General features: G+C 65.7%; 21 protein-coding genes. 13 read left to right on the forward strand and 8 right to left on the reverse strand.

Annotation, left to right across the window (positions count from 1 at the left end; genetic code table 11):
- The coding region (locus AC1D01_RS03550; RefSeq protein WP_477864703.1) for a translation initiation factor Sui1 at nucleotides 1-343 on the reverse strand (343 nt) is incomplete at its 3' end.
- An 84-nt stretch (nucleotides 344-427) separates the two neighbouring features.
- On the opposite strand from AC1D01_RS03550, the gene AC1D01_RS03555 reads away from it, so the two are divergent.
- The 9 genes from AC1D01_RS03555 to AC1D01_RS03595 all read left to right on the forward strand — a co-directional run bounded on the left by AC1D01_RS03555 (nucleotide 428) and on the right by AC1D01_RS03595 (nucleotide 7,424).
- Nucleotides 428-1,024, forward strand: coding sequence for a peroxidase-related enzyme (locus AC1D01_RS03555; RefSeq protein WP_477864704.1), 597 nt, complete (start codon nucleotides 428-430; stop codon nucleotides 1,022-1,024).
- 317 nt (nucleotides 1,025-1,341) lie between these two features.
- Nucleotides 1,342-1,551, forward strand: coding sequence for a hypothetical protein (locus AC1D01_RS03560; RefSeq protein ID WP_477864705.1), 210 nt, complete (start codon nucleotides 1,342-1,344; stop codon nucleotides 1,549-1,551).
- Between the two features lie 2 nt (nucleotides 1,552-1,553).
- Nucleotides 1,554-2,297 carry a hypothetical protein gene (locus AC1D01_RS03565; RefSeq protein ID WP_477864706.1) on the forward strand — a complete coding sequence of 248 codons (744 nt, stop codon included), beginning with the start codon at nucleotides 1,554-1,556 and terminating at the stop codon, nucleotides 2,295-2,297.
- Nucleotides 2,297-2,581 carry a hypothetical protein gene (locus AC1D01_RS03570; protein ID WP_477864707.1) on the forward strand — a complete coding sequence of 95 codons (285 nt, stop codon included), beginning with the start codon at nucleotides 2,297-2,299 and terminating at the stop codon, nucleotides 2,579-2,581. The genes AC1D01_RS03565 and AC1D01_RS03570 overlap by 1 nt, the downstream gene beginning before the upstream one ends.
- Nucleotides 2,582-2,612: 31 nt before the next feature.
- Nucleotides 2,613-3,086 carry a hypothetical protein gene (locus AC1D01_RS03575; RefSeq protein WP_477864708.1) on the forward strand — a complete coding sequence of 158 codons (474 nt, stop codon included), beginning with the start codon at nucleotides 2,613-2,615 and terminating at the stop codon, nucleotides 3,084-3,086.
- Between the two features lie 364 nt (nucleotides 3,087-3,450).
- Nucleotides 3,451-3,669 (forward strand): hypothetical protein, encoded by a 219-nt coding sequence (locus tag AC1D01_RS03580; RefSeq protein ID WP_477864709.1) that lies wholly within the window; start codon nucleotides 3,451-3,453, stop codon nucleotides 3,667-3,669.
- Nucleotides 3,669-3,941 (forward strand): hypothetical protein, encoded by a 273-nt coding sequence (locus AC1D01_RS03585; RefSeq protein ID WP_477864710.1) that lies wholly within the window; start codon nucleotides 3,669-3,671, stop codon nucleotides 3,939-3,941. Before AC1D01_RS03580 ends, AC1D01_RS03585 begins: the two co-directional genes overlap by 1 nt.
- A gap of 171 nt (nucleotides 3,942-4,112) precedes the next feature.
- The gene (locus AC1D01_RS03590) at nucleotides 4,113-5,285 is read left to right on the forward strand and encodes an HlyD family secretion protein (protein WP_477864711.1); all 1,173 of its coding nucleotides are present in this window, start codon (nucleotides 4,113-4,115) and stop codon (nucleotides 5,283-5,285) included.
- Nucleotides 5,286-5,288: 3 nt separating this feature from the next.
- Nucleotides 5,289-7,424 carry a peptidase domain-containing ABC transporter gene (locus AC1D01_RS03595; protein WP_477864712.1) on the forward strand — a complete coding sequence of 712 codons (2,136 nt, stop codon included), beginning with the start codon at nucleotides 5,289-5,291 and terminating at the stop codon, nucleotides 7,422-7,424.
- Nucleotides 7,425-7,427: 3 nt separating this feature from the next.
- On the opposite strand, the gene AC1D01_RS03600 is transcribed toward AC1D01_RS03595, so the two are convergent.
- From AC1D01_RS03600 to bufA2, 3 genes are read right to left on the reverse strand one after another with little or no spacing between them, the layout of a single operon-like run.
- Nucleotides 7,428-8,171, reverse strand: coding sequence for an HvfC/BufC family peptide modification chaperone (locus AC1D01_RS03600; protein WP_477864713.1), 744 nt, complete (start codon nucleotides 8,169-8,171; stop codon nucleotides 7,428-7,430).
- Entirely contained in the window at nucleotides 8,168-9,022 is an 855-nt protein-coding gene (gene bufB, locus AC1D01_RS03605) for an MNIO family bufferin maturase (RefSeq protein ID WP_477864714.1), read from the reverse strand. The genes AC1D01_RS03600 and bufB overlap by 4 nt, the downstream gene beginning before the upstream one ends.
- Before the next feature lie 21 nt (nucleotides 9,023-9,043).
- Entirely contained in the window at nucleotides 9,044-9,301 is a 258-nt protein-coding gene (gene bufA2, locus AC1D01_RS03610) for a BufA2 family periplasmic bufferin-type metallophore (RefSeq protein ID WP_047501706.1), read from the reverse strand.
- 221 nt (nucleotides 9,302-9,522) lie between these two features.
- Between bufA2 and AC1D01_RS03615 the strand changes: the two genes are divergently transcribed.
- Nucleotides 9,523-9,882 (forward strand): hypothetical protein, encoded by a 360-nt coding sequence (locus AC1D01_RS03615; protein WP_477864715.1) that lies wholly within the window; start codon nucleotides 9,523-9,525, stop codon nucleotides 9,880-9,882.
- 73 nt (nucleotides 9,883-9,955) lie between these two features.
- On the opposite strand, the gene AC1D01_RS03620 is transcribed toward AC1D01_RS03615, so the two are convergent.
- Complete coding sequence (locus tag AC1D01_RS03620) at nucleotides 9,956-11,197, reverse strand: amino acid aminotransferase (protein WP_477864716.1); 1,242 nt, start codon at nucleotides 11,195-11,197, stop codon at nucleotides 9,956-9,958.
- A 165-nt stretch (nucleotides 11,198-11,362) separates the two neighbouring features.
- Here AC1D01_RS03620 and AC1D01_RS03625 point away from each other — a divergent pair, with 165 nt between their 5' ends.
- Nucleotides 11,363-13,474 carry a diguanylate cyclase gene (locus AC1D01_RS03625; RefSeq protein ID WP_477864717.1) on the forward strand — a complete coding sequence of 704 codons (2,112 nt, stop codon included), beginning with the start codon at nucleotides 11,363-11,365 and terminating at the stop codon, nucleotides 13,472-13,474.
- Here AC1D01_RS03625 and AC1D01_RS03630 read toward each other — a convergent pair.
- The 3 genes from AC1D01_RS03630 to AC1D01_RS03640 all read right to left on the reverse strand — a co-directional run bounded on the left by AC1D01_RS03630 (nucleotide 13,411) and on the right by AC1D01_RS03640 (nucleotide 16,705).
- Nucleotides 13,411-13,896, reverse strand: coding sequence for a glutathione peroxidase (locus AC1D01_RS03630; protein ID WP_477864718.1), 486 nt, complete (start codon nucleotides 13,894-13,896; stop codon nucleotides 13,411-13,413). The two genes, AC1D01_RS03625 and AC1D01_RS03630, sit on opposite strands and share 64 nt — an antisense overlap.
- An 11-nt stretch (nucleotides 13,897-13,907) precedes the next feature.
- Complete coding sequence (locus AC1D01_RS03635; RefSeq protein ID WP_477864719.1) at nucleotides 13,908-15,095, reverse strand: acyl-CoA dehydrogenase; 1,188 nt, start codon at nucleotides 15,093-15,095, stop codon at nucleotides 13,908-13,910.
- 71 nt (nucleotides 15,096-15,166) lie between these two features.
- The gene (locus AC1D01_RS03640) at nucleotides 15,167-16,705 is read right to left on the reverse strand and encodes a 3-hydroxyacyl-CoA dehydrogenase (protein WP_477864720.1); all 1,539 of its coding nucleotides are present in this window, start codon (nucleotides 16,703-16,705) and stop codon (nucleotides 15,167-15,169) included.
- A 187-nt stretch (nucleotides 16,706-16,892) separates the two neighbouring features.
- Between AC1D01_RS03640 and AC1D01_RS03645 the strand changes: the two genes are divergently transcribed.
- Nucleotides 16,893-17,198, forward strand: a complete 306-nt coding sequence (locus AC1D01_RS03645; protein ID WP_477864721.1) for a helix-turn-helix domain-containing protein — start codon at nucleotides 16,893-16,895, stop codon at nucleotides 17,196-17,198.
- Nucleotides 17,198-18,284, forward strand: a 1,087-nt coding sequence (locus AC1D01_RS03650) for a HipA domain-containing protein (RefSeq protein ID WP_477864722.1), incomplete at its 3' end; no start/stop codon positions are given. The genes AC1D01_RS03645 and AC1D01_RS03650, both read left to right, overlap by 1 nt.

The following is an 18,284-nucleotide window of genomic DNA, read 5'->3' on the forward strand; positions in this document are numbered from 1 at the left end:
CCATCACGGTCTCGACGTGGTCGCCCTGCAGCTCGATGACGCCGTCCTTCACGGTGCCGCCGACGCCGCAGGCGGCCTTCAGTTCGCGTGACAGCAGACTCAGCGCGTCGGCATCGAGCAGCAGGCCCTTCACCAGCGTCACGCCCTTGCCCTTGCGGCCCTTGGTCTCGCGCGAGACCCGCACGATGCCGTCGCCCTGCGGCAGCGCCTTCTGCGCCTTGCACGCGCACTGGCCGATCGGCTGGCGGCAGTCCGGGCAGATGCGGCCGGTGTCGGTGGAATAGACCAGCGACGACAGGTCAGCGAGGCCGCCGGACCGGCGTTCGTTGGGGGGCTTCGGCATGGGCGTCCTTTCGGGCGGCGATGGTAACGCCGGGCCCCGGCCCATGCAGCGACGTATCCTGGTTCGATCACAAGACCAGGAGACATGCCCATGAGCCGCCCCCCCATCAGCCGCTACCCGGTGCCCGAACTCGCCGGCCTGCCCGATGACATCCACGCGCGGATCCTCGAGGTGCAGCAGAAGGCGGGGTTCGTGCCGAACGTGTTCCTGGGCTTCGCGCACCGGCCCGACGAGGCACGGGCCTTCTTCGCGTACCACGACGCGCTGCTGCTGAAGGAAGGCGGCCAGCTGACGAAGGGCGAGCGCGAGATGATCATCGTCGCGACCTCGGGGGCCAACAACTGCCTGTACTGCGTGGTGGCGCACGGCGCGATCCTGCGCGTGTACGAGAAGCAGCCCCAACTCGCCGACCAGGTCGCGACCAACTACCTGAAGGCCGACATCACGCCGCGGCAGAAGGCGATGCTCGGCTTCGCGATGAAGGTCTGCAACGACGCCGCGAACATCGTCGAATCGGATTTCGAGGCGCTGCGCGCGCACGGCTTCGATGACGAGGACATCTGGGACATCGGGGCGATCACCGCCTTGTTCGGATTGAGCAACCGGATGGCGAACCTGATGAGCCTGCGGCCGAACGATGAGTTCTACCTGATGGGGCGGGTGCCGCGAGTGAAGGTTTGATGGCGGACTGCTTGGGGTAATTCGACCGCCAGATTCCCTAGCCATATATTTGATTCATAGCGCCATCTATGCAATAGATGGCGCAGCTTGCCATTGCGCACATTTCCGATGCAGACTGCTTGAGAAATCGGCCACATGGTGCCGAAGCTAGTGGTAATACTGATGATAAATGGATCCTGCCTACCGAAGCGGTCGGCCGGCAGAATGAGTCAACCGCGCTGAAGTTGCACGTTGCGGGAGTTTAGGCACCGAGCCTGCGGATTCCGCAGGCTCGAATTTCCAGCAAGACTGGATTCACCTGATGATGAAAGACAAAAATGTTTGAAATGAGTGAAGCAGAGTGCGACGTGGCCGCAGGTGGCATGGGAGCCGGTGGAGGTGGCTCAAGTGGCGCAAATAGATCGATCACCTATACGACTTCAAGCTCCAGCAACATGGATGCAAGTCAATTCGCCATGTTCATCGATAGTTGCACTCAAGGCGCATCGCTTTGCATTGTTGGTTTGTTGTCGATGATATTTGACTGAGCGTGAAAGGGATGCGCCTCTTGGAGGCGCATCTCAGACACATTGAGCAAGAGCCGAATGCGAGTCCCATGCCGCCTACTTTTCTGAAAAGTCCTATCTGGCTGGTTCTGGTGCCTTGTGCACTGGCTGCACTCGTACTCGGAACACTTTCGCTCTACGGAATGAGCCTGACGAATGTAAAAACCAATGGAAGGGACTTGATTGTTCTCTCGGGATCTCTCGATTCCGAGCTGCTTGAACGCTACAAAGCCGCTGCTGAAAAGACGCCGAACCTACGCACGTTGCGCATCAAGGATTCCCCCGGGGGCAGAGAGTTCGTATCGGAATATCTGCGAGAAGAAGTGCGAAGGAAGAATTTGAGCGTCGAAATTCAAGGCGGCCGTGTTTCAGCCTGTGCAAACATTTATCTATCAACGCCTCGACATGACATGCTGGCCAGTAGATCAATTCGCCCCACTTATCTTCACTTTCATGGGACGTACAGCCACTCTACAGGCTCATTCCTGCATCCTGCGTCGGCAAACGATCTGAAGGAAGTAATCGAGAATACTTCTCACAAGATGCCTTTGGATCTGTATGTGCAGGCGCGAAACTCAGAGTTGCCAAATGGAGGGTTGCTGGTTTTTCGCGATCCGTTCCCGGTCGGCAGCAAGAGCTTCACCAGCTTTTTTTGTTTGGGCAATGAAAATCACCGCCCGGCAGATTGCAAGCCGCTGGCCTTTTCCGCCAAAGACTTGGGATTGTAATGAACCTGATCACCAAATCACTCGTTGCATCGCTGGGCGTGACGGCAATCATTTCCGTCGCATCCAAGGCGCTTCTTCCGGACTTACCAGTTCTATGGACGGTGGCTGCCTCAGTCATAGCCACGCTCGCTTTCACTGGGATGGTTCTGCTTTACTCGCGAATTGTCATTGCTTGGCGAGCGTACTGCTTACGTCAGGGAGCGACCGATCCGGCTTGGCTCTGGTTTCCCGACGACCCTCCTGGTTTGCGCAGAAATAATCGAAAAAGAGACGAGGCGGCTTGAATGGGGCGCAGAATACCTTGAGGATTGATAGATGCTCACATCGCCACGAGCCATTCTTAGCCGAACCAAAGCGAATCCATGGCTGTTTTCCTTCTTGGCAGCTGCTGCCGCCATAGTTCCACCGCTTGTATTGGTGACGTTGCTGCAGAGTCACTTACCCTTGGAGCACGCCGAGCCTTTTCATTCCATAGCCGACACCGTAATGCCACTGTTGGTTGCGCCACTTCTTGAATCGGCATTATTGATTCCGATGATGTTCATGGCAGAAAGAGCAGTACGAGGGGCCATTGCACCATCTCTTCTCTGTGCTTTGGTGTGGGCTGTATTGCACGGGATTACCTCTTCGGCGCAGGCAGTCGTGGCATTCTGGGGCTTCTTCATATTCAGCCTCACGCTTTTGCATTGGCGCAAAATATTGCCCAACTCATACTACTGGGTGCTTGTCCTAACTCATTTTCTCGCCAACCTGCCCGCGACAATTCTGCTCGCCTTTTGTTTCAGATGATCGGCAGCAAACTGCACGTCACGAATTCGGGGCTGCAGCGAACCTTACCACCAAATCAATCGTTGGCTAGACACACGCGTGAGAAGAGTTCCAGCGGATGAGACGTCGCCTTCATGAATACCACTACTGGTGAATGAGGATAAATTGTCGAGACGGCCCTCGCAGTTGCCACGCCCTTCCGAATCCAGTTTCATAGCAACACTTGGAGCAACATAAAAGATACGCACCCATAACATCGAATGACGTCATCTTGGTGGACATCTGTCCTGTAGAAAACTCCCAATCACTGACTAGACTTCTCAGCTTGATTGGCGAGCAGCGAGGCAAAACACCGAACCTTGACCAGTCGCATGGAGAAAATCGAATGCAGGAACTGACTCTTCAAGATACTGATGCCGTCTCCGGCGGCGAGCCCTCGGCTCAGGATTATATCGGTATCGGCTTGGGCGTTGTAGGACTGGGCCTTGGTATAGCAGCAGCACCGGTTGGTATTCTTGGGGCCACCATCGCGTTTGCCGCATCCGGCGGCGGCGGGATCTTGACCGGCAAGGGGCTTTATAAGCTGATGACTGCCAACGACTGATGAGCTCAACCGAAAATATCGCAATCTGGATCGCCTTCAGCATCATTCTGCTTGTAATTACTTTCCTATATCTGAAGACGCTCAAAGCTATCAAGGAGCGCAAGACCACTCCGCCCAGTAGCAGGAAAATTTGTATTGTATTTATTATGTCGATGGCGACAGCAATCCTGTTTCTCGTCGCAACAGCACCTTGGTCTTCCACCCTTCTGACAACAGGTGTCGGGATACTATTGGCCTCTACAGTGAGAATTATTCTCTTGAACATCAAATGAGTCACTGAAAATGCCAGCAAGCGAATCAACGCGGCGAGGCAAATAGCGATTACAGATCAGACTCTCCGAAACTCTTCCCATGACGCTACCGCTGTTCAGAGAGCAAGCCCTGCGCACGCCACCGATCGCAGCCACGGCGACATCCTGCTCACCCGCCCACCCTCCTTCGCATTGCTGACCTGCGTGTTCACAGCGCTTGCTATCGCGATCGTCCTGTTCTTCGCCTTCTTCAGCTACACCCGCAAGGCCCAGGTGTCCGGCGTGATCCTGCCGAGCGCCGGGGTGATTCGCGTCGTGTCGCCGCAGCCGGGTCTGATTGCCGAACGCCGCGTGGTGGACGGGCAACCCGTGAAGGCGGGTGACGTGCTCTTCGTGCTGAGCAGCGAGCGCACCGCCGCGACGCAAGGCAATGCCGAGCAGACGGTGTCCGACCTTCTGCGGTCGCGGCGCGACAGTCTTCAAGCCGACGCAGCGCAGCAGCTGCGCCAGTCGGCACAGCGCAAGCAAGCCACGGAACGTCGTGCGCTCGACCTGGCCGATGAAGGCCGGCGGGTCGATGAACAGCGCACGCTCCAGGCTCGCCGCGTCGCGCTCGCCGATGAAGCGGTCCACCGGTACACCGAGCTGCAGGCCGCCCACTTCATCTCCGCCGCGCAGTTGCAAGACCGTCTGGCAGAACTGCTCGACCAGCAGCAACGCCTCGGTGATCTCGAGCGTGCCGCGGCTTCGACCGCGCGGGAACTCGCGAGCAATCAGGCCGAGCTTCGCGATCTCGTCATCCAGGGCGAGCGCGACCAGCAGGCAACGCGCCGCAGCATCGCCGCCATCGAACAGGATCTCATCGAGAACGAAGCCCGTCGCCGGATCTGGGTGCGAGCGCCCCACAGCGGCATCGTCGCGGCGATCGCGGCGGAGCCGGGTCACGCCGTGGCATCCAACCAGGCCCTGGCCATCGTGTTGCCGCAAGACGGGCAGCTCGAAGCCGAGCTCTACGCCCCGTCGCGCGCCGCCGGATTCATCCAGGCCGGCATGACCGTCATGCTGCGCTACCAGGCGTTCTCGTACCAGAAGTTCGGCCAGCACGCGGGCCGCGTGCGCGAGGTGTCCCGCATCGCGATGCGCCCCGAGGAGTTTCCGTTTCCGGGTGTCGTCCCATCGACCGGTTCGGCCTCGGAGCCGCTCTACCGCATCCGCGTCAGCCTCGGGCGGCAGGACATCCAGGCCTATGGCCTCGCGCAGCCGCTCAAATCGGGCATGGCGCTGGAGGCCAGCGTGCTGCTCGAACAGCGCCTGCTCTACGAGTGGATCCTCGAGCCGCTGTACAGCATCACCGGCCGCGCCTGACGCATGGAGTTCCGCCGGCCAGACTTCGCCTTCTGGCGCACGCCACGCCTGCCCGTGATCCTGCAGACCGAGGCGGCCGAATGCGGCCTCGCCTGCCTCGCGATGGTGGCCGGCTTCCACGGCCATCGGATCGACCTGCCTCACATGCGCAGGCGCTTCCCTGTCTCGCTGAAAGGCGCCACGCTGAAGAGCCTCATCGCGATCGCGCGCGGCCTGCAGTTGCAGACACGCCCGTTGAAGCTCGCGTTGGAGCGCATCGGCGACCTGAAGCTGCCCTGCGTCTTGCACTGGGACATGAACCACTTCGTGGTGTTGAAGGCCGCGAAGGCGGGGCACGTGACCCTTCATGATCCAGCCGTCGGCGAACGGCGCCTCACGATCGACCAACTGGGAAAGCACTTCACCGGCGTCGCGCTGGAAGCCTCGCCCGATGCGCAATTCACGAAGAAGGAAGAGCGCCAGCAATTCCGTCTGTTGTCGCTGATGGGCCGGGTGAGCGGGCTGCGAGCCGGGCTGCTGCAGTTGCTGCTGCTCGGCCTCGCCCTGCAGGTCTGCGCGCTCACCGCCCCGTTCTACCTGCAATGGGTCATCGACGAGGCCGTGGTGTCCGCCGACCGCGACCTGCTGACCGTTCTCGGCATCGGCTTCCTGTTGCTGATGCTGCTGCAAGGCGCGCTGTCGGGCGTGCGTTCGTGGATCACCACGGTGCTCGCGACCCACTTCAACTTCCAATGGCTCGGCCATGCCTTCGGGCACCTGATGAAGCTGCCGCTGGCTTGGTTCGAGCGGCGACACCTGGGCGACATCGTCTCGCGCTTCGGCTCGATCCAGACCATCCAGCGCAGCCTGACCACGCAGTTCGTCGAAGGCGTCATCGATGGCGTGCTGGTGCTTGGCACGCTGGTCGTGATGGGGCTCTACAACCTGCGGCTCACGGCAGTAGCCTGCACCGCCGTGATGCTCTACGCACTGCTGCGGTGGACGATCTTCCGCTCGATGCGCGAGGCCACCGCCGAGCAGATCATCCATGCCGCCCGGCATCAGAGCCACCTCATCGAATCGGCGCGCGGCGTGCAGAGCCTGCGCCTGTTCAACCGCGTCGACGAGCGCCGCATCGGCTACATGAACGCGTTGGCTGATCAGTTCAATGCCGACCTGCGGATCGCTCGGCTCAGCGTCTCGTACCAGACGGCCCACACGCTGCTGTTCGGCGCCGAGCGCGTGATCGTCGTCTGGCTGGCGGCGCTCTCCGTGCTCGACGCGCGCTTCTCGGTGGGCATGCTGTTCGCCTTCATCAGCTACAAGGATCAGTTCACGCAGCGCATGGCTGCGTTGATCGACAAGCTCTTCGAACTGCTCATGCTGCGCCTGCATGGCGAGCGCGTGGCCGACATCGTGCTGACGCCACCCGAAGAGGAATCGCATGACGCCGAGGTGGACCTCGGGCGGGTGCAACCGGAGATCGAGTTGAAGGGCCTGTCGTTCCGCCATGCCGATGGCGAGCCGTGGCTGTTGGAGGATGTGTCGTTGACGATTCCCGCAGGGCAGTACATCGCGATCACCGGAGCCTCGGGCTGCGGCAAGACGACGCTCGTCAAGCTGCTGCTGGGCCTGCTGGAGCCGACGGCCGGCGAGGTGCTGGTCGGCGGTGTCAAGCTGAAGCAGCTGGGGTTGCGCAACTTTCGCGAAATGGTGGCCACCGTGATGCAGGACGACCAGCTCTTCGCCGGTTCGATCGCTGACAACATCGGCCTCTTCGATCCCTCGCCGGACCTCGAACGCATCGAGACTTGTGCGCGGCTCGCGTCGATCCACGACGAGGTCAATGCAATGCCGATGCGTTACCACACGCTCGTCGGCGACATCGGTTCAGGCCTCTCCGGCGGACAGAGGCAACGCCTGTTGCTGGCGCGCGCTCTCTACAAGAATCCGAAGATCCTGGTGCTGGACGAGGCCACCAGCCACCTCGATTTGTCGAACGAGCAACAGGTCAACGCATCGATCAGGCACCTCGCGCTGACACGCATCGTCGTCGCCCATCGACCGGAAACCATCGCGATGGCGCAACGCGTGGTGGTGCTGCAGCACGGGCGCATCGTGCGGGATCTCGAGCAGCCGGCATTGCAAGGCGCGCACTGAGCACTACACGATCAGCAGGCCCTCGGCGGTCCATTGCTGGACCGTGCCGACCACCCCGACCACATCGCCAGCGATGTTGCACAGCGCGCTGAAATCCTCGCCCCGCATCGCCGCCGCGAGCAACTGCACCTCGAGCGCGCTCGTCACCGTCCGCCAGCGCGTCTCCAGCACCGGCCGCCAGACGATCAGCTGGTGCTCGCCGGCTTCCGGCTCGGCCAGCTCCGGCTCGTCATCGCCCTGCAGCGCCCGCCACGCAGGCTCCACGTGCCAATCGAGCGCCAGTACCTGCACGCTCGGGTGAAAGCGCAGCACGCGCTGCGGCCAGCCATCGACGGGCAGCGCCGCCAGCTCAGCCGGCGTCATCGGCGTCGCATCCGCCGCATCAAAGGCATCGCGCAACGCCCACTCCATGCGCGCCAGGTCGACGAAGGCCGGATGCGGCACCCGATCCGGGTTGGCCGCCATGAACTCTGCGAGCCGATGCCCGAACCAGCGGATCGACGGCTGCCGCGAGGGATGCGCCTGCAGGTAGGCCTCGGCCAGCGCGTCGAAGGCCTCGTCGCCCATCGCGCGCGGCAGCACGCCGTGGTTGTCGCGCAGCGCCGCCGCCAGCCGCGCGCGGTAGGCGTTCTGGTAGATGCGCAGCAGCGGCTCGTGCTGCACCGGATCGCGCAGCAATCCTTCGGGAGCCGCCGCGCCGAGCATCGCGGTGTGCAGTTCGCGCTGCTGGCGCATCAGTGCGTTCATGCGGCCACCGCCACCTGCAGCGCCGCGGCTTCCACCGCGCGCGCCTGGTCGAGCTCGGCCACCAGCTCCGCCAGCGGCGGGATGTGGTCGTCGCGCTCGATCATCGCCGGCACGTGGCCGAGCCGCTGCACCGTGTAGCCATAGAGCTCCCACACGGCCGGGCACACCGGGTGGTCGTGCGTGTCGATCAGGTAGCTGCCGTGGTCTTCGTGCCCGGCCAGGTGGATCTGCCGCACGCGCTCGCGCGGCATCGCGTCGATGAAGCGCCGTGCATCGAAGCCGTGGTTCACGCTGCTGACGTGCACGTTGTTGACGTCCAGCAGCAGCTCGCAATCGGCGCGCTGCAGCAGCTCGGCGATGAACTCCCACTCGCTCATCTCGTCGGCCGCGAAGCTGACGTAGCTCGACACGTTCTCCAGCACCAGCCGCCGCCCGAGCACGTCCTGCACCTGGCGCACGCGCGGCACCAGGTGGCGCAGCGCCGCCTCGGTGTACGGCATCGGCATCAGGTCGTGCAGGTTGTGGTGGTCGACACCGGTCCAGCACAGGTGGTCGGACACCCACGCCGGCTCGATGCGCTGCGCCAGCGCCTTCAGGTCGCGCAGGTAGCCGGCGTTCAGCGCGTCGGTGCTGCCGATCGACAGCGACACGCCGTGCATCGCCATCGGGTGGTCGCGGCGGATGCGGTCGAGGTGGTGCAGCGGCTTGCCGCCGGGCACCATGTAGTTCTCCGAGATCACTTCGAGCCAGTCGACGCGCCGCGCGAGTGCGCGGTCGTCGCTGCAGAAGTCGCGGTAGTGCTCGGTGCGCAGCCCGAGCCCGAAGCCTTGCAGCGCGGTGTTCATGTCCATGCCGGCTTCGGGCGCCAGGTCTTACTTCAGCACCGTGCCACCGGCGCTGGTGCATTCGGCGGCGGTCTTCTTGCCGACCCAGCCCTGGCCCTTGCAGCCGTTCTGGCCCTTGCACTCGCTCTTGGCGGTCTTGCAGTCGGAGGTGCCCTTGCAGCTGTTGACGCCAGCGCACTTGACGCTGCCTTCATCGGCAGCCTGCACGCTGGTGGCAACGGTGCCCAGCGAGAACAGGGCGGCGGCGGTGGTGGCCAGGGCGAGGCCGGACTTCAGGTTCAGCATGATCATTCCTTCAGGTTGATGTGGGATGCAGCCGAGGATGAATCCCTCGCACTGGCCGGACTCTGTCGGCGTCCAGCCCACGTCCTTACACACCTTTCTTCATCGTCGTTCAGCCGCTTCGACTTGCCGGGCGGTACAGATGAACTTCCGGTGGAACGTTGCGTGCTGCGCCTGCGACTCACGGGACCCTGGGAAAAACCCTGGCAACCGGAATGCACAGCATGAACGACCCGATCACCACCAAGCCCTCGTCACGCCTGAGCCTCGCCGTGCGGGGCGCATTGCGGGCGCCCCGCTGGCTGGCCGCTGCCATGAAGCGGATCCAGCGTCCCGCGCCGGGCAAGTCCTCGTTCCATGCCGATCCGCTATCCCGTCTTCAGTCATTGAAGGCAACTCTTGCGAAGAGCGCGACGCCCGAGAGCGACATCAACGACTTCGTCAACGAACACGGACCCCATTTCACGGCGGGCGATGTGAACCGCTTCACCAACGCGCTGCAGCATCCCGGCGGATATGCCATGGCGGTGGACAACCTCATCGCGGCCTACGAACGGGAGCAGGTGCACGGGCCGAAGGTCTGACCGGCCCGCCCAGCCCGGCACGCGTCGGGTGCAACCCTTCGACGGACGGGCCTTCGGCAAGCTCAGCCCCTGCTCAGGGCGAACGGGTGTGTGCTGTTGAGAAATCCGGATTGCATCCGGGCAACTTCAGCACTTCCGCCATCGCCACCGCCGTCGCCTCGACGTTGCCCGAGTTCAACCCCGCCACGCACATGCGCCCCGAGCGCACCAGGTACACCGCGTGGTCCTCGCGCAGCCGGTCGCACTGCTCGGCCGTCAGCCCGGTGTAGCTGAACATCCCGCGTTGGCTCAGGAAGTAGCCGAAGTCGCGGCCCGGCAGCTTGGCGCTCAGCACCGCGTGCAGCTTCTCGCGCATCGCCTTGATGCGCACGCGCATCGCGTCGAGCTCGGCCGCCCACTGTTCGTACAGCGCCGGCGTCTGCAGCACCCGCGCGACGATCTGGCCGCCGTGCGTCGGCGGGCTGCTGTAGTTCCTGCGGATCGTCGCCTTCATCTGGCCCAGCACCAGCGCCGCTTCGGTCGCGTTCGGGCACACCACGCTCAGGCCGCCGCAGCGCTCGCCGTACAGCGAGAAGCTCTTCGAGAACGAGCTCGCGACGAAGAAGCTCAGCCCCGCATCCGCCAGCGCGCGGATCGCGAACGCGTCCTGCGAGATGCCGTCGCCGAAGCCCTGGTAGGCGATGTCCACGTACGGGATCAGCTTGCGCTGCGCCAGCACCGGGATCAGCTCGGCCCATTGCGCCGCGCTCAGGTCGACGCCGGTCGGGTTGTGGCAGCAGGCGTGCAGCAGCACGATGCTCTTCTCCGGCAGCACCGACAGCGCCGCCAGCATCTCGGGGAAGCGCAYGCCGCCGGTGGCCGCGTCGTAGTAGGGGTAGGTGCTGACGGTGAAGCCCGCGCCCTCGAACATCGCGCGGTGGTTGTCCCAGGTCGGGTCGCTGACCCACACGCTGGAATCCGGGAAATAGCGCTTCAGGAAATCGCCGCCCACCTTCAGCCCGCCGGAGCCGCCGAGCGTCTGGATCGTCGCGACCCGACCGCTCGTCACCGCCTCGTGCGTGGCGCCGAACAGCAGGTGCTGCACCGCCTGGCGGTAGTTGGCCGCGCCCTCCATCGGCTGGTACGGGCGCGCGCCGATCGTCTGCAGCATCGCCGATTCGGCCTCGCGCACCGCGCGCATCACCGGCAGCCGGCCGTCGTCGTCGAAGTAGATGCCGATGCTCAGGTTGATCTTGTGCGGCCGGGGGTCGCGGCCGAAGGCCTCGTTGAGGGTCAGGATGGGATCGCCCGCATAGGCGTCGACGTGCTCGAACATGGTGCTGCCTTGGGTGGAGGGGTGAGTCGGTGTCGGATGCAAATTATCCGCGACGCCCTTCAGCCCCCGCCCGGCGCGGCCGATATCCCTYGGGCGAGGCGCCGCCGATGTCCGGCCGGCACACGCACCGCCCCCGCGCAGGGCAGAGACCAGAGAGTTCCCCGAGTGACTGTCAGATCGATCCGCAACAAGGCGCACTGGGCCGCATACGCCACCGTGGTGACGCTGGCGGTCGCCGTCTTCCTGGCCGCCTGGTCGGCCCGGCAGGACCGGCTGTGGGGCGACGTGCAGGAGGCCGCGCACGAAGCGGCACGCGAGGTGGGGCTGTCGACACGCTCGGCGCGCAACAGCGTCTTCATGCTGCAGGGCGTCGCGAACGGCCTGTTCCAGCAGCAGGGCCTCGCGCTGTCGAAGGAGCACGCGGCGGCGCTCGCCGAGCGGCTGGACATCCCCGGCACCACGGTGCTGCTGCCGATCACGCGTCCCGCGCATCACATCGCGCGTGCCTCGGGCAACAACCATGCCGACTCGCCAGCCTTCAGTCTCGCCGGCCCGCCCCCGGCGCAGGGCAGCGAGAAGGGCCGCGAGATCGAGATCGCGCTCGCGCTCGGGCCGGCGCTGATCCAGGCCAAGACCACGCAGGCCGCCGCCGCCGCGGTGTACTACCTGTCGGGCCAGGGCTTCCAACTGATCTTTCCGCCGGCCTCGGACGACCTGCAGTTGTTCACGCCCGACATGCTGCGCCGCGAGCCCTACCGCGACGGCCTCGTCGAGGGCAACCCCGGCCGGGCGCCGGTCTGGTCGGCCTCGTACGACGATCCCAAGGGCAACGGGCTGATCAGCACGCTGGCGATCCCGATCGACGATGCCGACGGCCACTACCGGGCCATCGCGGCGATGGATTTCCAGCTCGACAGCCTGTCGCAGTACGTGCGCCGGCCGGCGCTCGGCATCGCGACCGCCTTCATCCTCGATGGCCATGACCGCGTGATCGCGCACCCGACCTTGGTCGGCGGCGCCTCCGACAAGGCGCCGACGCTGCAGCAGGTCGCGCAGCGCGCCGGCACCTCGGGCGACTGGAGCGCGCTGCGCACCGCGCCGGCCAACAACCGGCAGGAACTCGCCGCCGACTGGGCGCTGGTCTACGACATCGAATCCACGCCGTGGCGCTATGCGATCGTGGTCGACCGCGCGCAGCTGCGCTGGGCCGCGCTGCGCACGATGCCGCTGGAGGCCGGCGCGCTCGCCGCGCTGCTGCTGTTGCTGGGCTACGCCGAGAAACGCCGCCGCGAGGCGCTGGTGTCGCTGCGCCGCAAGGCGGCCGAGGACGTGCTGCAGGCCGCGCCTGCACCGGTGGCGGTGCTGCGCCAGGCCGACCTGTCGATCATGATGGCCAATGCGGCACTGCTGCGGCTGTTCGGCGACGACGGCACCGGCGACGCGGCCAGCGCCCGCCAGAGCGCGCACGAGCAGTTGCACGACCTGATCAAGAGCCTGTCGTCGCAGGCGCAGATCGATGCCGGCCGCGTCAGCGAGATGTGCCTGCAGCGCGGCGACAACACGCCGTTCTGGGTGCTGGTGCGCTGCGTGCCGCTGGTGCACGAGGACGAACCCGGCTGGCTGTGCAGCCTGACCGAGGTGACGGCGCTGAAGCAGGCGCAGGACCAGCTCGAGACGCTGGCCACCACCGATCCGCTGACCGGCGCGCTGAACCGCCGTGCGATCGCCGCGCGCGGCGGCGCCGAGCTGAAGCGCGTCGACCGCAGCGCCGCGAGCTTCTCGGTGCTGCTGCTGGACATCGACCATTTCAAGCGCGTCAACGACGAGCACGGCCACCCGGCCGGCGACCGCGTGCTGCAGGCGGTGGCGCGGGCCTGCCAGGGCGCGCTGCGCGAGCTCGACGTGTTCGGCCGCTGGGGCGGCGAGGAGTTCGTCGCGCTGCTGCCCGACACCGGCCACGACGGCGCGGTGACCGCGGCCGAGCGGCTGCGCAGTGCGATCGAGAACCTGTGCGTCGAGGACGACGCGGGCCGGCCGATCCGCCCGACCGTCAGCATCGGCGTGGCGGTCGCGCAGCCGGCCGGCGATTCGCTGGAGGCGCTGCTGTCGCGCGCCGACACCGCGCTCTACGTCGCGAAGGCGGCCGGCCGCAACCGCGTGTGCGTGGCGCCCGCGGGCAACGCGCCGGCCGAGGTGGTTCAGGCCGCAGTCGTTCAGGCCGAGAGTGCGGCCTCGATGTCGGCCGACAGCGATTCCGGCGTGTCGGTCGGCGCATAGCGCTTGATCACCTGGCCGTCCTTGCCGACCAGGAACTTCGTGAAGTTCCACTTGATCGCCTTGGTGCCGAGGATGCCCGGGGCTTCGGCGGTCAGCCACTTGTAGAGCGGGTGGGCATCGCTGCCGTTCACGTCGGTCTTGGCCATCATCGGGAAGCTGACGCCGTAGTTCAGCTGGCAGAACGACGAGATCTCGTCGTTGCTGCCGGGATCCTGGTGGCCGAACTGGTTGCTCGGGAAGCCGACGACGACGAGTCCCTTGTCGGTGTATTTCTTCCACAGCGCCTCCAGCCCGGCGAACTGCGGCGTGAAGCCGCAGGCGCTGGCGGTGTTGACGATCAGCAGCACCTTGCCGCGCTGGGCCGCCAGCGGCGCCGGCTTGCCGTCGATCGTGGTGGCTTCGAAGTCGTAGGCCGTGGTCATGGTGGTTCCCTTCAGTTGGAGAATGCGGCGATGCCCGTCTGGGCGCGGCCGAGGATCAGCGCGTGCACATCATGCGTGCCCTCGTAGGTGTTGACCACCTCCAGGTTCACCAGGTGCCGCGCGACGCCGAACTCGTCGCTGATGCCGTTGCCGCCCATCATGTCGCGCGCCAGCCGGGCGATGTCCAGGCTCTTGCCGCAGGAGTTGCGCTTCATGATCGACGTGATCTCGACCGCGGCCGTGCCCTCGTCCTTCATGCGGCCGAGCCGCAGGCAGCCCTGCAGGCCGAGCGTGATCTCGGTCTGCATGTCGGCCAGCTTCTTCTGCACCAGCTGGTTGGYCGCGAGCGGCCGGCCGAACTGCTTGCGGTCGAGCACGTACTGGCGCGCGCGGTGCCAGCAGTCCTCGGCCGCGCCGAGCGCGCCCCAGGCGATGCCGTAGCGCGCGCTGTTCAGGCAGGTGAACGGGCCCTTCAGGCCGCGCACCTCGGGGAACGCGTTCTCCTCGGGGCAGAACACGTTGTCCATCACGATCTCGCCGGTGACACTGGCACGCAGGCCCACCTTGCCGTGCACCGCCGGCGCGCTCAGGCCCTTCCAGCCCTTTTCCAGCACGAAGCCGCGGATCGCGCCGCTGTCGTCCTTGGCCCAGACCACGAACACGTCGGCGATCGGGCTGTTGGTGATCCACATCTTCGCGCCCGACAGGCTGTAGCCGCCGTCGACCTTGCGCGCCCGCGTGACCATGCTGCCGGGGTCGGAGCCGTGGTCCGGCTCGGTCAGGCCGAAGCAGCCGATCCACTCGCCGCGCGCGAGCTTCGGCAGGTACTTCTGCTTGGTCGCCTCGTTGCCGAACTCGTGGATCGGCACCATCACCAGCGACGACTGCACGCTCATCATCGAGCGGTAGCCGGAGTCGACACGCTCGACCTCGCGCGCCACCAGCCCGTAGCAGACGTAGTTCAGGGCGGCGCCGCCGTAGGCCTCGGGGATGGTCGGGCCGAGCAGGCCGAGCTCGCCCATCTCGCGGAAGATCTCGACATCGGTCTTCTCATGGCGGAAGGCCTCGAGCACGCGCGGCGCGAGGCGCCCCTGCGCGTAGTCGCGGGCGGCGTCGCGCACCTGGCGCTCATCGCTCTCGAGCTGCTGGTCGAGCAGCAGCGGGTCGTCCCACTGGAAGGCTGCTTTGGGCGTGGACATGGCGGAATCTCCGGGAGGGGGTTTCGGGTCGATGGCGCAGGGTAACGCTTGTCGCGCGTTTGTCGGCGTCCTCAGGCTTCATCCGCCAGCAGCGACAGCCCGAGCAGCGCACGCCGCTTCAGCCACGGGCTCGGGCGGTAGCGCGGATCGCCGTAGAAGGCGTGCATGCGTTCGAGGATCGTGAGCACCGTGCGCGCGCCGAGCCGGTCGCCCCAGGCGAGCGGTGGCAGCGGGTAGTTCAGGCCGAGCTTGACGGCGAGGTCGATGTCGGCCGGCGTCGCGATGCGCTGCTGCGCGATGTCGCAGGCGATGTTGACGATGGTCGCGACGACGCGCTGCGCGACCAGCCCCGCGCTGTCGCGGATCACGGTGACCGGCACGCCGTCGGCCGCGAACAGGCCGTGCGCCGCCTCGCGCCAGGCGGCGGTGGTGGCCGGCGTGGTCATCACGACGCGGCGGCGCGACAGGTCGAACAGCGTCTCCACCGCCACCGTGCGCTGCGCATCGAGGCCGAGGCGCTGCACGCAGGTCGTCGCATCGTCGCCGACCGGTGCGACGACGCACAGGCTCTCGGCACGCGGCGCGGCGCCGTCGTCGAGCGGCACGCCGAGCGTGGCCACCAGCGTGCGCAATGCAGCCGGCGCATCGGGCGCGAGCCACACCGACGCCGGCCGCGCGGCCGGTGCCGCCGCCTCGGCGATCGCCTGCTTCTGCCCGCCGTCGTAACGGTAGAAGCCGCGCCCGGCCTTGCGCCCGACCAGGCCGGCGGYGAGCATCTGGCGCGTCAGCGGCTGCGGCCGGTAGCGCGGCTCGTCGTAGTACTGGCGGTAGATGGATTCCATCACCGGGTGCGACACGTCGAGCGCGGTGATGTCCATCAGCTCGAACGGGCCGACGATGAAGCCGGCCACGTCGCGCAGCACGCGGTCGACGGCGTGGAACTCGGCCACGCCCTCGGCGAGGATGCGCAAGCCCTCGGTGCCGAAGCCGCGTCCGGCGTGGTTGACGATGAAGCCCGGCGTGTCCTTCGCGCGCACCGCGGTGTGGCCCAGGCGCCGGCCGAGCGCCAGCAGGTTCAGCGTGACGGCCGGGTCGGTCAGCAACCCGTCGACCGCCTCGACCACCTTCATCACCGGCACCGGGTTGAAGAAGTGGAAGCCGGCCACCCGCGCCGGCAGCCGCAATGCGGCCGCGATCGCGGTGACCGACAGCGACGAGGTGTTGCTCGCGAGCACGCAGTCGTCGCGCACCAGCGCCTCGAGCTGGGCGAACAGCGCCTGCTTGGCGCCGAGGTCCTCGACGATCGCCTCGATGACGACATCGCAGTCGCGCAGCGCCTCGAGCGTGGCGACCGGCGCGAAGCGCGCGGTGGCGGCTGCCGCCTGTTCGGCGCTCAGCTTGCCGCGTTCGTGCAGCGTGCGCAGCGTGATGGCGAGCTTTTCGCAGCCCGCCGCCGCGCCGCCCTCGCGCGCATCGAAGACCCGCACCGCGAGCCCGGCCTGCGCCGCGATCTGCACGATGCCCATGCCCATCACGCCGGCGCCGACCACGCCGAGGGTCAGCGGGGCGGTGGCGAAACGAGGTTGTTCATCCGGGGGATCGGTCTGCATTGCGGAACACCGTTCTTCGAGCTCGAGACAGCCGGCGATTGTTCTCGGCGCCGTCTTCGACTGTCAATCAAGGTCTCCTCGCGGAAATCGCTCATTGCCAATCTTCCTTGAACATTGACAATTCACGATATTTACTTGATATTGTATTTTGGCGATATTCAATTTTTATCGCTGATCGGACATACCCATGGATTTGCAGGTTGCCACCATCGCCCAACTCTCACCGCATCTTCGCGCCTTGCGCAAGGCGCGCAAGCTGACGCAGGCAGACCTCGGTCGGCTCCTCGGCGTCAAGCAATCCCGCATCGCTGACATCGAGGGCGACCCGGGCTCCGTGAGCGTGTCGCAGCTGCACAAGATGCTCTCGGCGCTCGGCGCGCAGATGCTCTTGCGGGAATCCGATGGAGGCGGCTGGGTCCCCACCGGCAAGGGCCCGGCCACCCAGCCCCTTTCCCGGATTCGTGCAGCGAAGAAGTCCACCGGAAGCTGGTGATGGGCCAACTCACCGTCTGGATGAATGGCGAGTTGGTGGGCACCTGGTCCGACGAGCACTCGCACTCGTTCGAGTACGCATCGAGCTGGCTCGCCTCCGAGCGCGCACGCCCGCTGTCCTTGTCGCTGCCGCTCACCTCCACGGGGCATCTGCGCGGAGCAGTGGTCGAGAACTACTTCGACAACCTGCTGCCGGACAACGATGACATCCGGCGGCGCATCCGAAGCCGGTACGGCACGCGTTCCACAGATGCCTTCGACCTGCTTGCAGCCATCGGGCGCGATTGTGTGGGTGCAGCTCAATTGCTCCCAGTGGGCCAGGAGCCTCACGACATCCGCCGGGTCGAGTACGAACGCCTCACCGATCGCGACATCGAGCGCATCTTGCGCGAGGTGCCCGTGACGCCGGCCTTCGCGGCAGCCCGACCCACGGACGACTTCCGCATTTCCATTGCCGGCGCGCAGGAGAAGACCGCGCTGCTCAAGCACCGGGGAAGCTGGTGCCGGCCTCTGAATGCCACGCCGACCACTCACATCTTCAAGCTCCCATTGGGCAAGGTGACGAAGTACGACGCGGACTTCAGCGCCTCGGTGGAGAACGAATGGTTGTGCGCCCAGATCCTTCGCGAGCTCGGCCTCGACGTGGCCACCACCGAGATGGCCCACTTCGGTGAACAGCGCGCCCTCGTCGTGGAGCGATTCGACCGCCAGTGGACCGACGACCCCGACGCGTACCTGCTTCGGCTTCCGCAGGAAGACCTGTGCCAGGCCGCCGGCAAGCCTCCCGCAGCCAAATATGAGAAGGACGGTGGCCCGGGCATTCGGGAATGCCTTGAGGTACTGGGCAACAGCGAGGCGCCGTGGCTCGCGCGCCTCGAGTTCACGTTGGCTCAGCTTGCTTTCTGGCTGCTGGCGGCACCCGACGGCCATGCGAAGAACTTTTCCATCTTCATACACCAAGGTGGCGCCTACTCGTTGACACCGCTCTACGACGTCTTGTCGGCCTGGCCCATCATCGGCAAGGGCGCGCGTCAACTGCCGTACCAGGATGCCGGGCTCGCGATGGCGCTGCGTTCCAGGAACGCAC

Source organism: Rhizobacter sp. P3_B12 (assembly GCF_056402895.1).